At 66.2% G+C, this 14353-nt stretch carries 7 protein-coding genes; 4 read left to right on the top strand and 3 right to left on the bottom strand.

The window, feature by feature from the left end; genetic code table 11:
- Positions 1-101: 101 nt before the first annotated feature.
- Positions 102-1163 (top strand): flagellar motor switch protein FliG, encoded by a 1062-nt coding sequence (locus tag ACROSR_RS11170; protein WP_432685018.1) that lies wholly within the window; start codon positions 102-104, stop codon positions 1161-1163.
- Positions 1164-1246: 83 nt separating this feature from the next.
- On the opposite strand, the gene trxB is transcribed toward ACROSR_RS11170, so the two are convergent.
- The 3 genes from trxB to ACROSR_RS11185 all read right to left on the bottom strand — a co-directional run bounded on the left by trxB (position 1247) and on the right by ACROSR_RS11185 (position 7313).
- Positions 1247-2191, bottom strand: coding sequence for a thioredoxin-disulfide reductase (gene trxB / locus ACROSR_RS11175; RefSeq protein ID WP_432685020.1), 945 nt, complete (start codon positions 2189-2191; stop codon positions 1247-1249).
- Positions 2192-2300: 109 nt separating this feature from the next.
- Positions 2301-4370, bottom strand: coding sequence for a M28 family metallopeptidase (locus tag ACROSR_RS11180; protein ID WP_432685022.1), 2070 nt, complete (start codon positions 4368-4370; stop codon positions 2301-2303).
- Between the two features lie 102 nt (positions 4371-4472).
- A complete protein-coding gene (locus tag ACROSR_RS11185) occupies positions 4473-7313 on the bottom strand; it encodes a hypothetical protein (RefSeq protein ID WP_432685024.1) in 2841 nt (946 codons plus the stop codon).
- Positions 7314-7609: 296 nt separating this feature from the next.
- Here ACROSR_RS11185 and ACROSR_RS11190 point away from each other — a divergent pair, with 296 nt between their 5' ends.
- From ACROSR_RS11190 to ACROSR_RS11200, 3 genes are read left to right on the top strand one after another with little or no spacing between them, the layout of a single operon-like run.
- Complete coding sequence (locus ACROSR_RS11190) at positions 7610-9238, top strand: S8 family peptidase (RefSeq protein ID WP_432685026.1); 1629 nt, start codon at positions 7610-7612, stop codon at positions 9236-9238.
- A gap of 9 nt (positions 9239-9247) precedes the next feature.
- Positions 9248-11092, top strand: a complete 1845-nt coding sequence (locus ACROSR_RS11195; protein WP_432685028.1) for a trypsin-like serine peptidase — start codon at positions 9248-9250, stop codon at positions 11090-11092.
- Positions 11092-14337, top strand: coding sequence for an AAA family ATPase (locus ACROSR_RS11200; RefSeq protein WP_432685030.1), 3246 nt, complete (start codon positions 11092-11094; stop codon positions 14335-14337). Before ACROSR_RS11195 ends, ACROSR_RS11200 begins: the two co-directional genes overlap by 1 nt.
- The last annotated feature ends 16 nt before the right edge of the window (positions 14338-14353 follow it).

A 14353-nucleotide genomic window follows, 5' to 3' on the forward strand; every position in this document is an offset into this window, starting at 1 on the left:
CGTGGTGCGCCGCGGGTGGACGACACGTCCGCGTTCAGGGTTTCTTCATGTGTTTGCCGTTATGGTCCCGTCAAGGGAAATGAAACGGGGAAGGCCTGCTCATGGGGGCACCACCGGCACGGATAGAAGCCCCGGCGCGCCGGGGGGCGTCGGCGCATCTGACCCGCGCGCAAAAGGCAGCGATCATCGTTCGGTTTTTGCTGAATGAAGGCACGGATGTCCCGCTTACCGATCTGCCCGAAGACCTGCAGGCCCGGCTGACCACGCAGATGGGGTCGATGCGCTATGTCGATCGCGGCACGCTGGCCGATGTCGTGGCGGAATTCGCGCAGGAACTCGAAGGCATGGGGCTGACCTTTCCACGCGGGGTCGCCGGGGCGCTGACCGCGCTGGACGGACGGATCAGCCCGCAAACCGCGATGCGCCTGCGCAAGGAGGCGGGCGTGCGCCAATACGGCGATCCCTGGACCCTCGTACAGGCGTCCGGTCCCGATGCGCTGTTGCCGATCCTCGAAGGAGAAAGCGCCGAGGTCGCGGCGGTTGTGCTTTCGAAGCTCGACGTGGCGCGCGCGGCCGACCTTCTGGGCCGCTTGCCGGGTGTCGTGGCGCGGCGCATCACCCACGCGATGTCGCAGACCGGTGCGGTCAGCCCCGAGGCGGTGGACCGCATCGGGCTCGCATTGGCCGCACAGTTGCATGACGTGCCCGAAACTGCCTTTTCGGAGGGCGCGGTGGAACGCCTCGGCGCGATCCTGACCTGTTCCACAAGCTTCACGCGCGACGACTTGATGGAGGGCTTGGAGGAATCAGATCAGGATTTCGCGGCCCTGGTGCGCCGTGCAATCTTCACGTTCGGTCATATTCCGGAGCGCGTGAACGCCGCCGACATCCCGAAGATCGCGCGCGAAGTGGATCAGCCGGTTCTGGTCACCGCGCTCGCCGGCGCGTTGGCCGGGGCGCTCGCCTCGGCCGGTGAGTTCGTTCTCGACAACATGGGCAAGCGCATGGGCGACGCGATCCGCGAGGAAATCAGTGAGATCGGCGCGGTCCGTACGCGCGACGCCGAGGCCGCCATGACAGAGGTTGTCAACGCGATCCGCCGACTCGAGGCATCAGAAGAGATCACCTTGCGCCAACAGGCAGATAACACCGACGACGGCTAGCTCTCCCCGCCGGATGCGACGCGCCGCAAGGCGCGTCCCCCGAACACGGTGTGGCGCAGCCACTCCGCCCGGACAGACCCGGATCAGTCCTTTAGACCGGCGAGGTATCGTTCGGCATCCAGGGCGGCCATGCAGCCCATTCCGGCACTGGTAACCGCCTGACGATACAGGTGATCGGTCAGATCGCCCGCGGCAAACAGTCCCGGCACAGAGGTTCGCGTGCTGCCGGCCTCGACTTCGACGTAATCGCCGTGATGCATCGCGACCTTGCCCTTTACCAATTCCGAGGCGGGCGCATGGCCGATGGCGATGAACACGCCCTTGCAGGGGATTTCCGTGATCTCGCCGGTTTCGACATGCCTCACGCGCGCGCCCTCGACACCCTTGGGATTGTCCGTGCCGACCACTTCGTCCAGCGTGTGAAACCACAATGTCTCAATCTTGGGATGCTTGAAAAGCCGGTCCTGTAGGATCTTTTCCGCACGCAGCTCGTCCCGACGATGGATCAGCGTGACCTTGGATGCGAAATTCGTCAGGAACAACGCCTCTTCGACGGCGGTGTTGCCGCCGCCGATCACCACGATCTCCTGCCCGCGATAGAAAAAGCCGTCGCACGTGGCGCAGGCCGAGACACCGAACCCCTTGAAGGCCTCTTCCGACGGCAGCCCCAGCCACTTGGCGCGCGCGCCGGTGGCGAGGATCACGGCGTCGGCCGTGTAGACGCTGCCACTGTCGCCCGTGGCTGTGAAGGGACGGCTGTCCACATCCAGATCGGTGATGATGTCGCCGATGACGTCACACCCCATGGCCTTGGCATGCGCTTCCATCCGCACCATCAGGTCCGGGCCCTGCACCTCGGTGTCGCCCGGCCAGTTCTCCACCTCGGTCGTGGTGGTCAACTGTCCGCCCGGTTCGATCCCCTGCACGAGCACAGGGTCGAGCATCGCACGGGCCGCGTAGACCGCGGCTGTGTATCCGGCCGGGCCGGACCCGATGATCAGGCATTTGGTCTTTCGGGACTCGGGCATCAGGGTCTCCTATGTGCGCAGTATGGCGGACATATAGCCCTCGCCGCGCAAAGGCTAAACCCCTCACGATGAGTTTGACCGGGCCGATGCTGCCCGAGGTCCCCGGATATTACAGTGCCTTGTCCTTGATCGCCTTGGCGAAGGCGCAGGTTATGTCGCGGGCATAGGCCAGATCGATCGTCTGGTCGCTCTGGCGGTGATAATCGGGGTTGGGATCGGCCCCCGGTTCGGTGGCGAGGTTCACGAAGAAGTCCTCGCTGCCCAGCACCGCGCCCCAGCCCTGCTGGTGAAACGCCGCGTGGTCCGAGCGGTTGATCGCACCGTCGTAGATGTCGCGGTCCGGTGCGCCGCCATAGCCGGTGCCGCGGTAGATCTGTGCGGGGGCAAGCGCACCATATGCCGACGCGGCCGCGGCGACCTCTTGCGCCAACGGGTCCGACAGGTTCCGCACCGCCGGATCGGTGTAGCCGGCATGCAGTTCAAACAGCCGGTTGGCATCCGAATTGTGCCCGATCATGTCCAGACAATAGACGGCCCGCACCGGGGCGCCCATGGCCTTGAGGTGGCTGGCATAGGCCTTTGAGCCAACCAGACCCGATTCCTCGGCATTGAAGAAACAAAAGCGGATCGTATGGGTCAGCCGTCCGCGCCAGCCTGCAAAATAGCGCGCCAGCGACAGGATGGCCGCCGTGCCCGAGGCATTGTCGTCACAACCCGGCGCCGCGTCATGCGCGGCCGAATACCCGTGGTCGAAGCCGGCGGTGCTGTCCATATGCGCCCCGGCGATGACGAGGTCCGCCCCGATGCCCGGCACCGGGCACAAAAGCTTCCACCATGGATACCAGGGCCGCAGCACAAGGATCTCTTCGATCTTCCTGCGCAGGATCGGGTCGGGCAATGCGGCCAGCGATCCGGCGTCGGGCAGGGGGCCGATATCCCGGTCCAGCGGCAGCGTGCGACGGTCGATCACCGGCTGGCGCAGGATGCGCCTGTAGCGTTTGAGGATCTCGGGCCGAATCCGCAGATGGCCCTGTCCGGGCAGATCGGCGATGATGTTGGAATGCGTCGCGCCCGCATGGGTGAAATCGTGGCGATAGGCGCAGTAGCCCATGCCCCGCAGATCCGCCAGCAGCTGCGCCTCGGCGCGCTTGTTGTCGGGATGCGCGGAATGGCGCGACTCGATCGGTCCCGCGGCATCCAGCGGTGCCGTGCCGGTGTAGCGGGCAAGGTCGCTCTTGTAATGTGCCGTCACCTCGTCACAGGAGGGCCGGATCCAGCGCCAGATGCGCACGTCAAGGGGGCGCCGTTCGACCTGTTCGAGGATTCGCCCCTGATCGGCGATGACCGGCAGATCCGCCGGCATCTCGCCCGCAGGGAGCGGCCCCCGCATCAGGCCGGGATCGGGCGTCAGCACTTCGGCATGGCCATGACCGCCATGGATATGCAACGCCTGTGCATCCTCGTCCGGACCCAGTGCCAGAAGGACCTGCCCCGGTTCGGCGTAAAGTATCCGACGCCCGCGCAACGCCTCGCGCACCTCGTTCGAGGCGTTGTCGATCCGCGCCCAGACCAGATCGTCGGTCAGGGCGTCATAGTCGAGCGGGGTCAGCGACAGGCGCGTCAGGACGGCCGAAATCAGCGCGTCCTCGGTGAACAGCCCGATCAGGGCCCAGCCCTGTGCGTCACCCGGCACCGGTTGGAACTGCATCGGCACGACGCCGCCGCGTGCCTGAAGCTGCTCCAGGGCGCCCTTCGGGCCGACCACCCGCGCCGCGCGAATGTCGTCGCCCGCCGCGAGCATCGGCAAAAGCGCGGCATGCGGCGCGGGCACCATGCCCGCTGCGCGCGCCTCGCCCCGCATCCTGCGATCACCGGTGACAAGGGCCGTCGCGGCCTCGTCCCCTGACAGCGCGGTCAGCCCCCGGACGCCGTCGGGCGACAGGTAGTGCAGTTCGGGCAGTGGCAGGATCCGGAAAGACCCGGCAAAGTCCGAGAAATCGGCCATGCCTTGCAGGGCGTCGCCCCCCGGCACACCCACGATAATCTCTATTCCTGCCGCCTGCGCGGCCTGTTCCATGTCGGGGCGGAAATCCAGCCCCACAACCTCGTCATCGTCCATGCGCAGGGCGCCGCTCGCCTGGTCGAGCAACACCACCGCGCGGGTTATCCGCTTCGCCATCGCATTTCTCCCCGATCCGCCGGTGGTCTCCTGTCCGGCACGCGGCCTGCCGGATCGTTCAATGACGGGCGACGGCGGTCGCGCCGCCGTCGCCCGCAGTGCTCAGGCGGTGTCGTCGTCGAAGTCGATGACGATCCGTTTGGCCCGGCGTTCGCGGAGGATGCGCAGGATCTCCTCGATGGTCGGACGGCGCATGATGATCGGATCGTCGTCACCGATCGGTGGATCCCTGCGCGGATCGATGGGATCGATCGGCCAGTCCTTGCGCGGGTCCCTCGGATCGTCCTTGCGTGGCGTGTCGCCAGTATCGGCGTCGAAGGTCAGCGGATAGCTCATGCCGCCGATCAACTCTCCGTCCATCAGGGTGCGGATGGTGATCTCGTTGTCGCCCTCGGCGATGGCCCGCTTGACGTGTTCCGGCCGGATCTCTTCGCCCGGTTCGATCTGCAGGATCACCTTGCGCTGTTCCCGCGGGCCCATTTCGAACTTGCCACGGCCTTGCGATGCGATCTTCAACTCCCAGCCAAGCTTGCGCATGAAGCGGGGCAGGTCGATCTCGATCTGAGCGACCGTGACCTTGCGAAACGGGTTGCGTATGATGATGAGATGCTCGCGGAACCGCCGCAGGATCCATTTCAGGCTGGGATAGACCGGGTTCACGTTGCGTTGGCCGATATTGTTGTCGAACGGCACGAAGCGATGTTCGGGGATGGTCCCGGTAATCGTGGTGTCGTTGCCGGCGTCGCCTTCGGCGCTGGCGATCGCCAGCAGGCATTCGTGGCCGACCTCGGTCGGTACGAAGGAGAAAGGCCCCACGATCGTGCTGCCGCCCGATGCGATCGGCCCGCCTGCCGGCAGTGTGGCGGTCGCCATCGGCGTCCAGTCATCGGGAAAGGACAGTCCCGAGCCGGGCAGACAGTGATACGCATCAACGCTGACGCCATGCGCGGTTTGCGTACCGCGGTTCCTGACCCGGACATACATGTAATTGGTCTGGTTCACGATCGGGTCCTGATGCGACAGACCGCCATCGGCGGAGCGCCGCACCCACATGTCCTGACATGACCAGTGGTTGCGCTGATACTCGTATTCGCCGTTCCGCCCGTCATCGATATAGACATCGACATCGGGCGGGTTGCCCTCTGTCATCACGTTGTTGCCCTGACCGGGGGCCGCCCCCGGCTGGAACAGGCCCTGCTTTTCAAAGGCCCAGCGGATGACCTTGTGCAACGCGCCGCCGGGAATGCCCTTGAAGTCGGGCGGTGTCGTGGTCTGGTCCGCGGTTTGCAGCGCCTGCACGAAGACCTCGGGGATCTGGGTGGTCGACGTCATCGCCCCGATGCCCTTGAAGATCAGGTAGGCACTTGTTTCCGCGGCGCGGGTTCGCGTCGGCTGCCATGACGAGTCGCCCCCGATCGCGCGGTAGAAGCGGAAGAGCGTGGAACTCAGCACCTGTTCGCCGCCATATTGCGTGTTCCAGCTTGGCCCGAACCAGGCCCATCCGCCGGCGGGCGTCCGGTCGTGCCGCCGTCCGATGGGCGTGGCCTCCTGCACCCACGGGAACGTGTCAAATCGGTCGGGTTCTTGCGTGACCGGATCGTTCAGGATCGCGGCAAGGGCATCGCCGGCCGAATGGGCAAAGCCGAAATTCGGGCTGCCGACATTATCCCACAAAAGCGCGTGACCGAATTCGTGCCAGGCCACCCGGTTCGAGGTGGCCATGCCGACCGGCTGGCCCGACTGCAGGAGGGCAAAGCGCAATTCGCCAAGCCCGTCGCCCGATCCGTTGCCGGGGGCCTGCGCATTGACCGAATTGCCCAGGGCCCGGTGATCGACGGGCACGGGAAAGGACGTGCCGTCGAAGTAGCTCGTGACGTTGAACCCGTAGTCCTGCATCGTGCGGAACATGTTGTCGCAATGATAATAGGCGTTCACTGCCGAGAAATCGTCGGTGCGTGCGTCGTAGTTGAAGGCGCTTGCCGGTCCAGCCTCGGTCGGCGCGGCCACGACCGGGTTCGAGGTTTCGGCGATCTCGACGAATTCCCCGCTGAGCTCCTGCGGACGCCCCGGTGTCAGCCCGTGCAGCGTGACCGACGACCGCAGCGGGTTCAGGACCGCGTTGCTGGACGCCCCGGTGGCGGTCGCATTGCCCTGCGTCTGCGGGTCCCGTTCGAACACGAGACCTGTCGCGCAGGCGACAAGCGCCCGGATGTACAACACGTCGCCGCTTTTGGGTTCGACGAGCATGCGCCAGTTGACGGGCGCCTCGTCGGCGCTTCTCGCGGCCTGGAACAGGATCTCGTCACAGACCCAGTGCTGTCCCTTTGCCAGCCCCTTGATGGTGGTGTCCGGCAGATGCGGCACATGCACGTCGCCGGGTGTCAGGCAGCCGCCCTGTTCGTGGTCGTGCTGCTCTTCGCGATGGTCGGGTTCGTAGCGGTAGATCACCTGGCGTTCGATCCGTCCGCCGTCGATCTTCGGCAGGCTGAAGCCCAGCATGTCCTTGAAGCGGCTCTTGGGCACCTTGCGCAGACCCGGCTCGGCGATCTGGTCGGGATTCATCACCTCGATCCGGGCATGGGCCGACGACTGCATCGAGGCCACGCTCATCGACGCGCCGTCGATCTGCACGCCAAGCCGGGCGTCGAAGACGTCGAGGCCCATTGCCTTTTGCTTGTAGACGACGACCTTGGTTCCGCTGATGTCGCGCTCGGATTCGAACGCGACGACCGGCCCGGTCGTCATGGGCGCCTCTTCGCCCGTCATCATGTCGTTTTCCAGTTGCATCTCGCCAAGGGCCATTTCGGACCTGTGGTCGCGGATGAACTGGTTTGCGACCTGCTGGGCGGTTCCGCCGGGGATGGCGGACGCGCTTTCACGGGATGTGGAATACCCGAAAAAGACGACTTCACCATATTCGTTGCGAATGACATTATCGGCCATGACAGCCTCCCTTTTGCAAATAGATGTCAACACTGCCGAAATGTGGCAGGTGACCGTTGCCGGTTCGCGCACCATCCTCCCTAGATCCGCGCGAGCCTCTTAATTTTATATCATGATTCCATCATTTTATGCTAATCTGAAATTCACGAGCGTGCGTGTGTGACGATTTCCTCTTAAGTTGACGTTGCGTAAGGATAATTCTGCCAATGCGCTGCCATGACGTCGGTTTCGTCTGCGCAGACGGTTCAGGCTTTGCAATTTTTGCTCCTTGAAGTCCCATCCTGCAGGAGGCCATCATGATTGAAGAGCTATATGCCCAGCTTGACCAGGGCGTGCCGATTCCCAACGAGGATGCGCTCGTCATAGAATTCGTCTTCGCCGATCCGCTTGCCCCCGAAACCCTTGCCGCCCGCCTTGGGGACGCGCTTGCCACGTCCGACATCACCGTGACGCCGGTCTTCGAGGATGGTCCGGACCGATATCATTTCGTGCGCTTCTCCGGCGTCACCGCCCAGGGTCAGGAAGCCGTGGCGTTCGACCTTGCCCGCGCGCTGCGCCCGGTCGCCGAAGCGGACGAGGTCAATCCGGTTCTTGCCGACAGCCTCATCGGTGCAGCGGCCGTCGGGGGCGACGATGCCGAAAGCGTGTTCGGGGCCTGCTCGACCGCACGTGATGACACCTTGCCATGGGGCTGGGTGCACCCGCGCATCGGCACGCTTGCGGCCTGGGGCCAGACGCGGGGGGCGGGCAGTACGGTCGCGGTGATCGACACCGGCCATTCCACCCATCAGGAACTGACCGGCGCGATCCGCCAGCAGGGGCAGCGCAATTTCGTCGAGGGCGGCTCTGACGCCTCGGATCGGTTTTCCACCGGCATTCTCAAGCATCCCGGTCACGGCACGCTGGTCTGTTCCGTGATCGCCTCGCGCGGCACCGTTGACCAGAACGGCGATGTCACCTCGGGCGGCGGCATTACCGGCGCGGCGCCCGAGGCCATGATACTGCCCATCCGCGCGATAAAGTCCGTCATCAATTTCACCCAGGCCACCATAGCGCCCGCCATCGCCCATGCCATCAACGAGGGCGCGGACGTGATCGCCATGGCCCTTGGCGGGCCGACGCGCGTGGCCTCGACCGAACGCGCGCTGCGCATCGCGGTCGATCGCGGTCTCGTCGTGGTCTGCGCCGCCGGCAACTGCTGGCCGCGCGTCGTCTTTCCGGCCGCCTACGCGGCGCAGGGTCTCTGCACGGCGGTGGCCGCGCTGAACCCGGATGTGACCCCTTGGGCCAAGACCGGTGCGGGCCCGGAGGTGACCATCGCGAATTTCGGCGTGAACGTCTGGGGCGCGGCCAAGAACAAGGCCACCGACCCCGATCACGGCATTCGCCCGGCGCAGGGGACCACGCTTGCCACGTCGCTGACGGCGGGTGCGGCCGCGCTGTGGGTCGCCCGTCATGGCGGCCGCGCAGCACTCCGCCAGAAAGCGGCACAGGCCGGAACCACGGTGCAGGCCATGTTCGTCCACTGTCTTACCCAAGGGATCACCAGACCGCCGGTCTGGGGCGGTGCGGATGCGTTCGGTGCCGGCCTTATCGAGGTGGACCGCCTGCTGGCCTGTCCCCTGCCGACCGGGGCCGAGGCCCCGGCACCCGCCCTGCCGGGCCCCACAGGGTCGTCGCCCACCCTTTCGGTCCTGCAATCGCATCTTGCCGGCCATGATGCTGATGCGGCGGCCGAACTCGACCCCGATCTGGCGGACTATGCCGGCGAACTCATCTGGCTGAGCCACCGTGCCCAGGCCAGGGAACGCGCGGCCCTGACCACCGAGACCGAAACCTTTGGCGGGATCGATGCCGCAAGCGCGGGCCTGGCCGAACGGCTTATGTCCAAGCCCGCATTGCGTGCCGCGCTGCGCCGCCCGTAGACCGCCGGGATGCCCGCCGCGCCGCTGTTTTCAAACACGCTGGCCCCGCTCTTGCGGGATCATCGTGCATTGCTGGAGGCGGTCATGGCCGACATCTATGCCGGGCGGGCATGGCAGATGACCCTCGATATCCTCGAAATGATCGCCAGTGACAACCAGATCACGCTGGCGGAAATGCTGTCGCAGACGTTGGAGCGCGACAACCTGACCGGAGAGTTCATTTCGGTGCTGCGCAACCGCGCGCCGAAACTGCTGCCGGTGGACGGGTTCGCGGTGGATGATGTCATCGATGCCCGTGCCGTCGCCGACCCGCATGTCGATCCGGCGAAGTTGGCCGAGTTTTCCTCGATCGCCGATGCCCGGCGCTGCCGGATCCGCATCCGGGTCGCCGACGGCCACCGGCCTGCCGACAGGGGCAGCGGCATCCTTGTCGGGCGCCGGCTCGTGCTCACGGCGGCGCATGTGATCGCGGATGGCCTGCAAGACCCGCAAAGCCTGACGCCCGGGGCTGCGGGCGGGGCCACCGTGTCGATCGTCGTCACCGACATCAACGGCGAGGATTACGCGGCGTGGCCCGTCTTTCTGTCGCCCCCGCACGCGCGCGAACTCGCGGGGCAGCGCGCGCCGCGCAGCGCCTACCGGACCCATAGCGATGTCGCGCTGTTGCGGCTGTTCAAACCGATCGGACGCGCACACAAGTTCGGACATTTCGAATTCGACGGCACCGCGCCCCCCCGGACCGGCACGCGGCGGCTGTGGCTGCTGCATTTCCCGGCCGGTCAGCATATCGGCTATACGCAATCGGCGTACCGGCGCTCGTCCGCGGATGCGATGTACCTGCCCCATTGCGCGCCGACCGAGGGGGGCTCGTCGGGTGGCGCAGGGTTTTCGGGTGAGTTTCGCTATCTCGGCCATCATCAGGCCGGACGGATCGCGGGCAATGGCGGACGAATCGTTCCCTTCGAACGCTACGCCGACAATGCCGAGTTCACGGCCCAGATCAGCGCCGATCGCCCGCCCGAGTACCTTTGGTCGACCGATGAAAGCCCCGAAGGACATTTCATCATCGGGCGCAACACCTATTTCGACGCGCTTGCCGCCATGATCGAGAACAAGGCGCCCGATCTGCGCGGGATCTGGGTCAGGCGGATCGACTCCACCCTGCCGCCCACGGGTCTTTCATTCGGCCATGCGATGCTGCGGGCCTATCTGGATGCCTATGACAGCGACGACCAGATCCACCGGGTATCGACCGATCTGGTCAGTGACGACCTGCTGTCCGAGATCAACGCGCGGCTTTTCGGGCCTGATCGGCCGCTTCTGGCCACGGCCGGGGTGCGACCCGACGAAACCAGCCTCGCGGCCTCGGCGCGCGATCGCGCGGTCACGCTTGCCACCCGGCTTGATGACACGGCCGCGGCATCGGGCGTGACCCACTGGATCTATTTCGACAACCCGCCTTCGGGCTTGTCGCACGAGGCGCAGGTGCAGATGGAGCATCTCGTCTCGGAAATCCTGACCCGTCGCCACCTGCGCCTGATCCTGTCCGGCTTTGAAACCTTCACCCTGCGCACCCGGCTTTACGCCACGATCCGAGAGGCCCGCGATCAGGGTCAGCCGGGGTTGCTTGTCGAGCATATCGGCGAGTTCACGCGCGAGGATGTCTACCAGACCGTTGCGGCGATGTCCGACAGTCTCGGCCTCGGCTGGACGAAGGACGTGATCGATCTTGCTGTCAGGCGCGCACTTGACGGTCTCGGCTCGACCGCCGGGGTCTATTCGGATGCGGTCGCGGGCATGGTCGCGACAGCCCTGCGAGAGCAGGTCCGCGTCTGGGGGGGCCGTCCGTCGTGATGACGCTCGATCCCGATCTGGAACACCTTTACGACCGTGCCCGGCTCTACGCGGCGCTGCATGACAGCTTTGTGCCGGCCGAGGCGGTTTGCTGGGCCAACGGCGAGATGCCGCGCGATATCCAGGTCGTCGCCCGCGTGCTGGCCCTGCTGCGCTCTGACTGCGTCGATGCCTCGGCCGTCATGACTGGTGCCGAGGGCTGGACGATACGTCCCGCCGCGCGCCATCAAATGCTGTCCGCGGATCGGTTCGATCCCGCGCGGGCCGAGATCGTTGCAGGCTTTGACACACCGGTCGCCGATGCCCGCCTCGGGCGCGGGGTCTTTGCCCTCGCCAGTCTCGACCGGATGGTCCGGCTGAACGACGTGCGGGGTGATCTGGCCTTCATCACCGGCACCCTGGATCGCGCCGGCCCGGACGCGCCCGGTGCGGATCATGTTCCGGCCCTGCGCGGCATGCTCAACCGGCTGACCGCCGAAAGGCGCACGGAAACCATCGTCGGTGATGATTTCGTCGGCCGCGAGGCGGAACTGGGGCGTGTGGCTGATGCCCTTGCCAATCCGCAATCCGCGCGTCCCTTGCAGGCGATCTTCATTTCCGGCATCGCCGGGATCGGCAAATCGCACCTGCTGGAACGGGCGCTGCAACTGGCCCGGCTGAACGAGCGTCCCGTCATCGTGCGGCTGGATTTCGACCGCTCCGGTCTCGATGTGCGCGATGCGCAAGGACTGTTCGACGAAATTTCCCGGCAGGTGGGCGACAGCCTTCCCGGCTGTGCTGCGGCGCTTCGCGACCTGCGGCTTGCGGCCACGCAGGATGCCGTCGCCGTGACGCGCAAATCGACCACGGCCGAAACCGACGCGCCCGGTCATCCGCCGCTTGTGCGGCTGCTCGAGGCCATCGCGCAGAGCATAAACGCGGCCGGCAAGCTGCTGCTCATCGTGCTCGACACGCTTGAGGTCCTCCGCTCGGAGGGGGAGACACGGATCCCGTTGCTGTTCGAGCGTCTCGACCGTCTGGCGATGGCCGGCACCGCGCGCATCGCCATCATCGCCGCGGGCAGGGGCGATGCGATGGCGCCCGCCGCAGACCGGATCCTGGGCGCGCCGCTTCATCTGGTCGGTCTCGAAGAACCGGCGGTGCGCAAGCTGCTCGACGCATACAAGGTGCCGCCCGATCACTGGCCAAGGATCAGCCGGCTCGCCGGGGGCAATCCGCTTTTGCTCCGGCTGGCGGCCCGGGCCGTCACGCAGGACGGCTTCGACGACGCCGACATCCCGACCGATGAGGCGGCGAACGTGGTCGCCGGGTATCTCTACCGTGCGATCCTGTCGCGCGTGCCACAGGAGCAGCGCGCATTGGCGACCGAGGGCCTGATCCTTGCCGAGCTCGATTTCGCCACCCTCAAGCATGTCGTCGCCCCCGTCGTGGCCCCGGACATCGCCGAGCCCGACCTTAGCCGTGTCTTCGAGGCCCTGCGCGATCAGCACTGGCTGGTGGCCGAGGCCGGTGAGACCGGGGCGCTGCGCCACCGCGCGGACGTGCGGCGCGCTGTCCTACCGCTGATCTACGATGCCGCCCCGGAGACGACGGCGGCGATCAACCGGCGCGCCGTCGCATGGTTCCAAGACCGGGACAAACCCTTCGAGGCGCTTTATCATCGATTGCAACTGGTCCGCGCGGGCGACCCGATACCCGACATTCCCGCCGATCTCGCACAGCGTTTCTTGCCCGTCCTTGTGGACGAATTGCCCGAAGCGGCCCGCGCCGCGCTGCGTCGCGCGCAAGGTGTCCGGTCGGATTTCGGGCGCGCAGGAGACCATCCGACCGCGCCGGTCGCGGCCCCCGCCAGTGCCACCGGTAAAGAAATAAGAACAGAGACTTCGGGGGGAAAGTTCATCCGGTTCGATACACGCCGGGACACGGTGGATATCGCCGATATCCGGCCCGATGATGCTTCCGAGCCCGATCCGCGCGCGCTGGAGGATCTCGACCTCACGCTCAGGCGTGGCGACCTGCGCGAGGCCGAATACGTGGTTCAAAACGCCGTGCAGGGCTGGCTGCCTGTGACGGCCCGAACAGGCCGCCTTGTTATGGCGCATCTGTGGCTGACCGGGCGCTGGTCGTCGGCCCGCAAACTGTTTGATCTGCAACCCGGTGGCCTGCTGGAAACCGAGATGGAAACGGATCCGCTTCTTCATGGGCGGGTGCTTCTCGACATGACGGCCGAGTTCCGTTTCGATGCGCTGGTCCGCCGCCTGCGTGATGCGGATTTCCGTGCGCGTGTTCTCATCGCGCGGGCAGAGTCGACGCGGATCGGGCTGGAGGGCGGCGCGCTGGATTTCGCGCTGCTGTCTGCGGTGCCGACAGCGGACCTGCCGCCGCGACAGATGCAGACCGCGCTTGGCCTGCTGGCCCATAACGGCGGCCATGATCGCGAGGCCGAGGACCGGCTGCATCACGTGACCGATGGTCTGCGCCGTCGGCAGGGTCTTGTCTCGGAGCCGGTTCATCACCCGCGAGGCGGCGGCATCGACCCCGCCGATCGCTCGCGCGAGTTTGCGATCCTCAACCCCTATGCCGCTGTCCTGTCGGTCCTTCTGGCGCGGCCGGCGCGCGGGGCGCTTGCCACGTTCCTCGACAATGCCCACGACTTGCCGCGCGCCGCAGCACCGCACTACGCCCCGACCCTGCGCAACATCGAAGAGTCCCTGCCACGGCGGTTCGCAACATCGCGCGATCTTGGCCGGGCCTTCAACGGGATGGGTCTTGCCGCGGAATGGATCGAAGGGTTCACGCTGTTCAATCCCGTGGCCGATCTTCCGATGCTGGCCAATGCCCTGGAACGCTGGCGGCGCACGGTGGCTGGCGACTGGTGCCTTGGGCGCAACCGTCCCGAGGACTGGATCACGCGCCGCCCGCCAGATCGCATCACCCATGAGCGCGCCTGGCGGCTTTTCTGGTCAGACGATCCGGTCGCAGCCGCCCGCGCGCAACTGTTCTTCTGGTCGGGCCCCACACATGTCGGCAGCGTCGCCGCGCAACATCTCCGAAAGCGCTTTGGCGCCCGGTATGCAGAGATTTGTGCAGCGCTGCCCGCCGAGGCCGATCTGCACGAGGCGATGCGGGTGGCGCTGATCCGCCTTCACGACGCCGGCATCACCGCGATCGTCGCCGCGCCTCTGGCCGTCATGGCCGCGCACCGCCTTCCCCCAAGCCGCGCTTTTGCGCCCCCGGATGCATAGTCCAGTGAAAGGAATA

Source organism: Roseovarius tibetensis (assembly GCF_050896375.1).
GTDB lineage: Bacteria > Pseudomonadota > Alphaproteobacteria > Rhodobacterales > Rhodobacteraceae > Roseovarius > Roseovarius tibetensis.

Coding starts and splice junctions, on each gene's coding strand:
- ACROSR_RS11170 (WP_432685018.1), top strand. CDS start 102: ATGGGGGCACCACCGGCACGGATAGAAGCCCCGGCGCGCCGGGGGGCG.
- ACROSR_RS11195 (WP_432685028.1), top strand. CDS start 9,248: ATGCCCGCCGCGCCGCTGTTTTCAAACACGCTGGCCCCGCTCTTGCGG.
- ACROSR_RS11180 (WP_432685022.1), bottom strand. CDS start 4,370: ATGGCGAAGCGGATAACCCGCGCGGTGGTGTTGCTCGACCAGGCGAGC.
- ACROSR_RS11190 (WP_432685026.1), top strand. CDS start 7,610: ATGATTGAAGAGCTATATGCCCAGCTTGACCAGGGCGTGCCGATTCCC.
- trxB (WP_432685020.1), bottom strand. CDS start 2,191: ATGCCCGAGTCCCGAAAGACCAAATGCCTGATCATCGGGTCCGGCCCG.
- ACROSR_RS11185 (WP_432685024.1), bottom strand. CDS start 7,313: ATGGCCGATAATGTCATTCGCAACGAATATGGTGAAGTCGTCTTTTTC.
- ACROSR_RS11200 (WP_432685030.1), top strand. CDS start 11,092: ATGACGCTCGATCCCGATCTGGAACACCTTTACGACCGTGCCCGGCTC.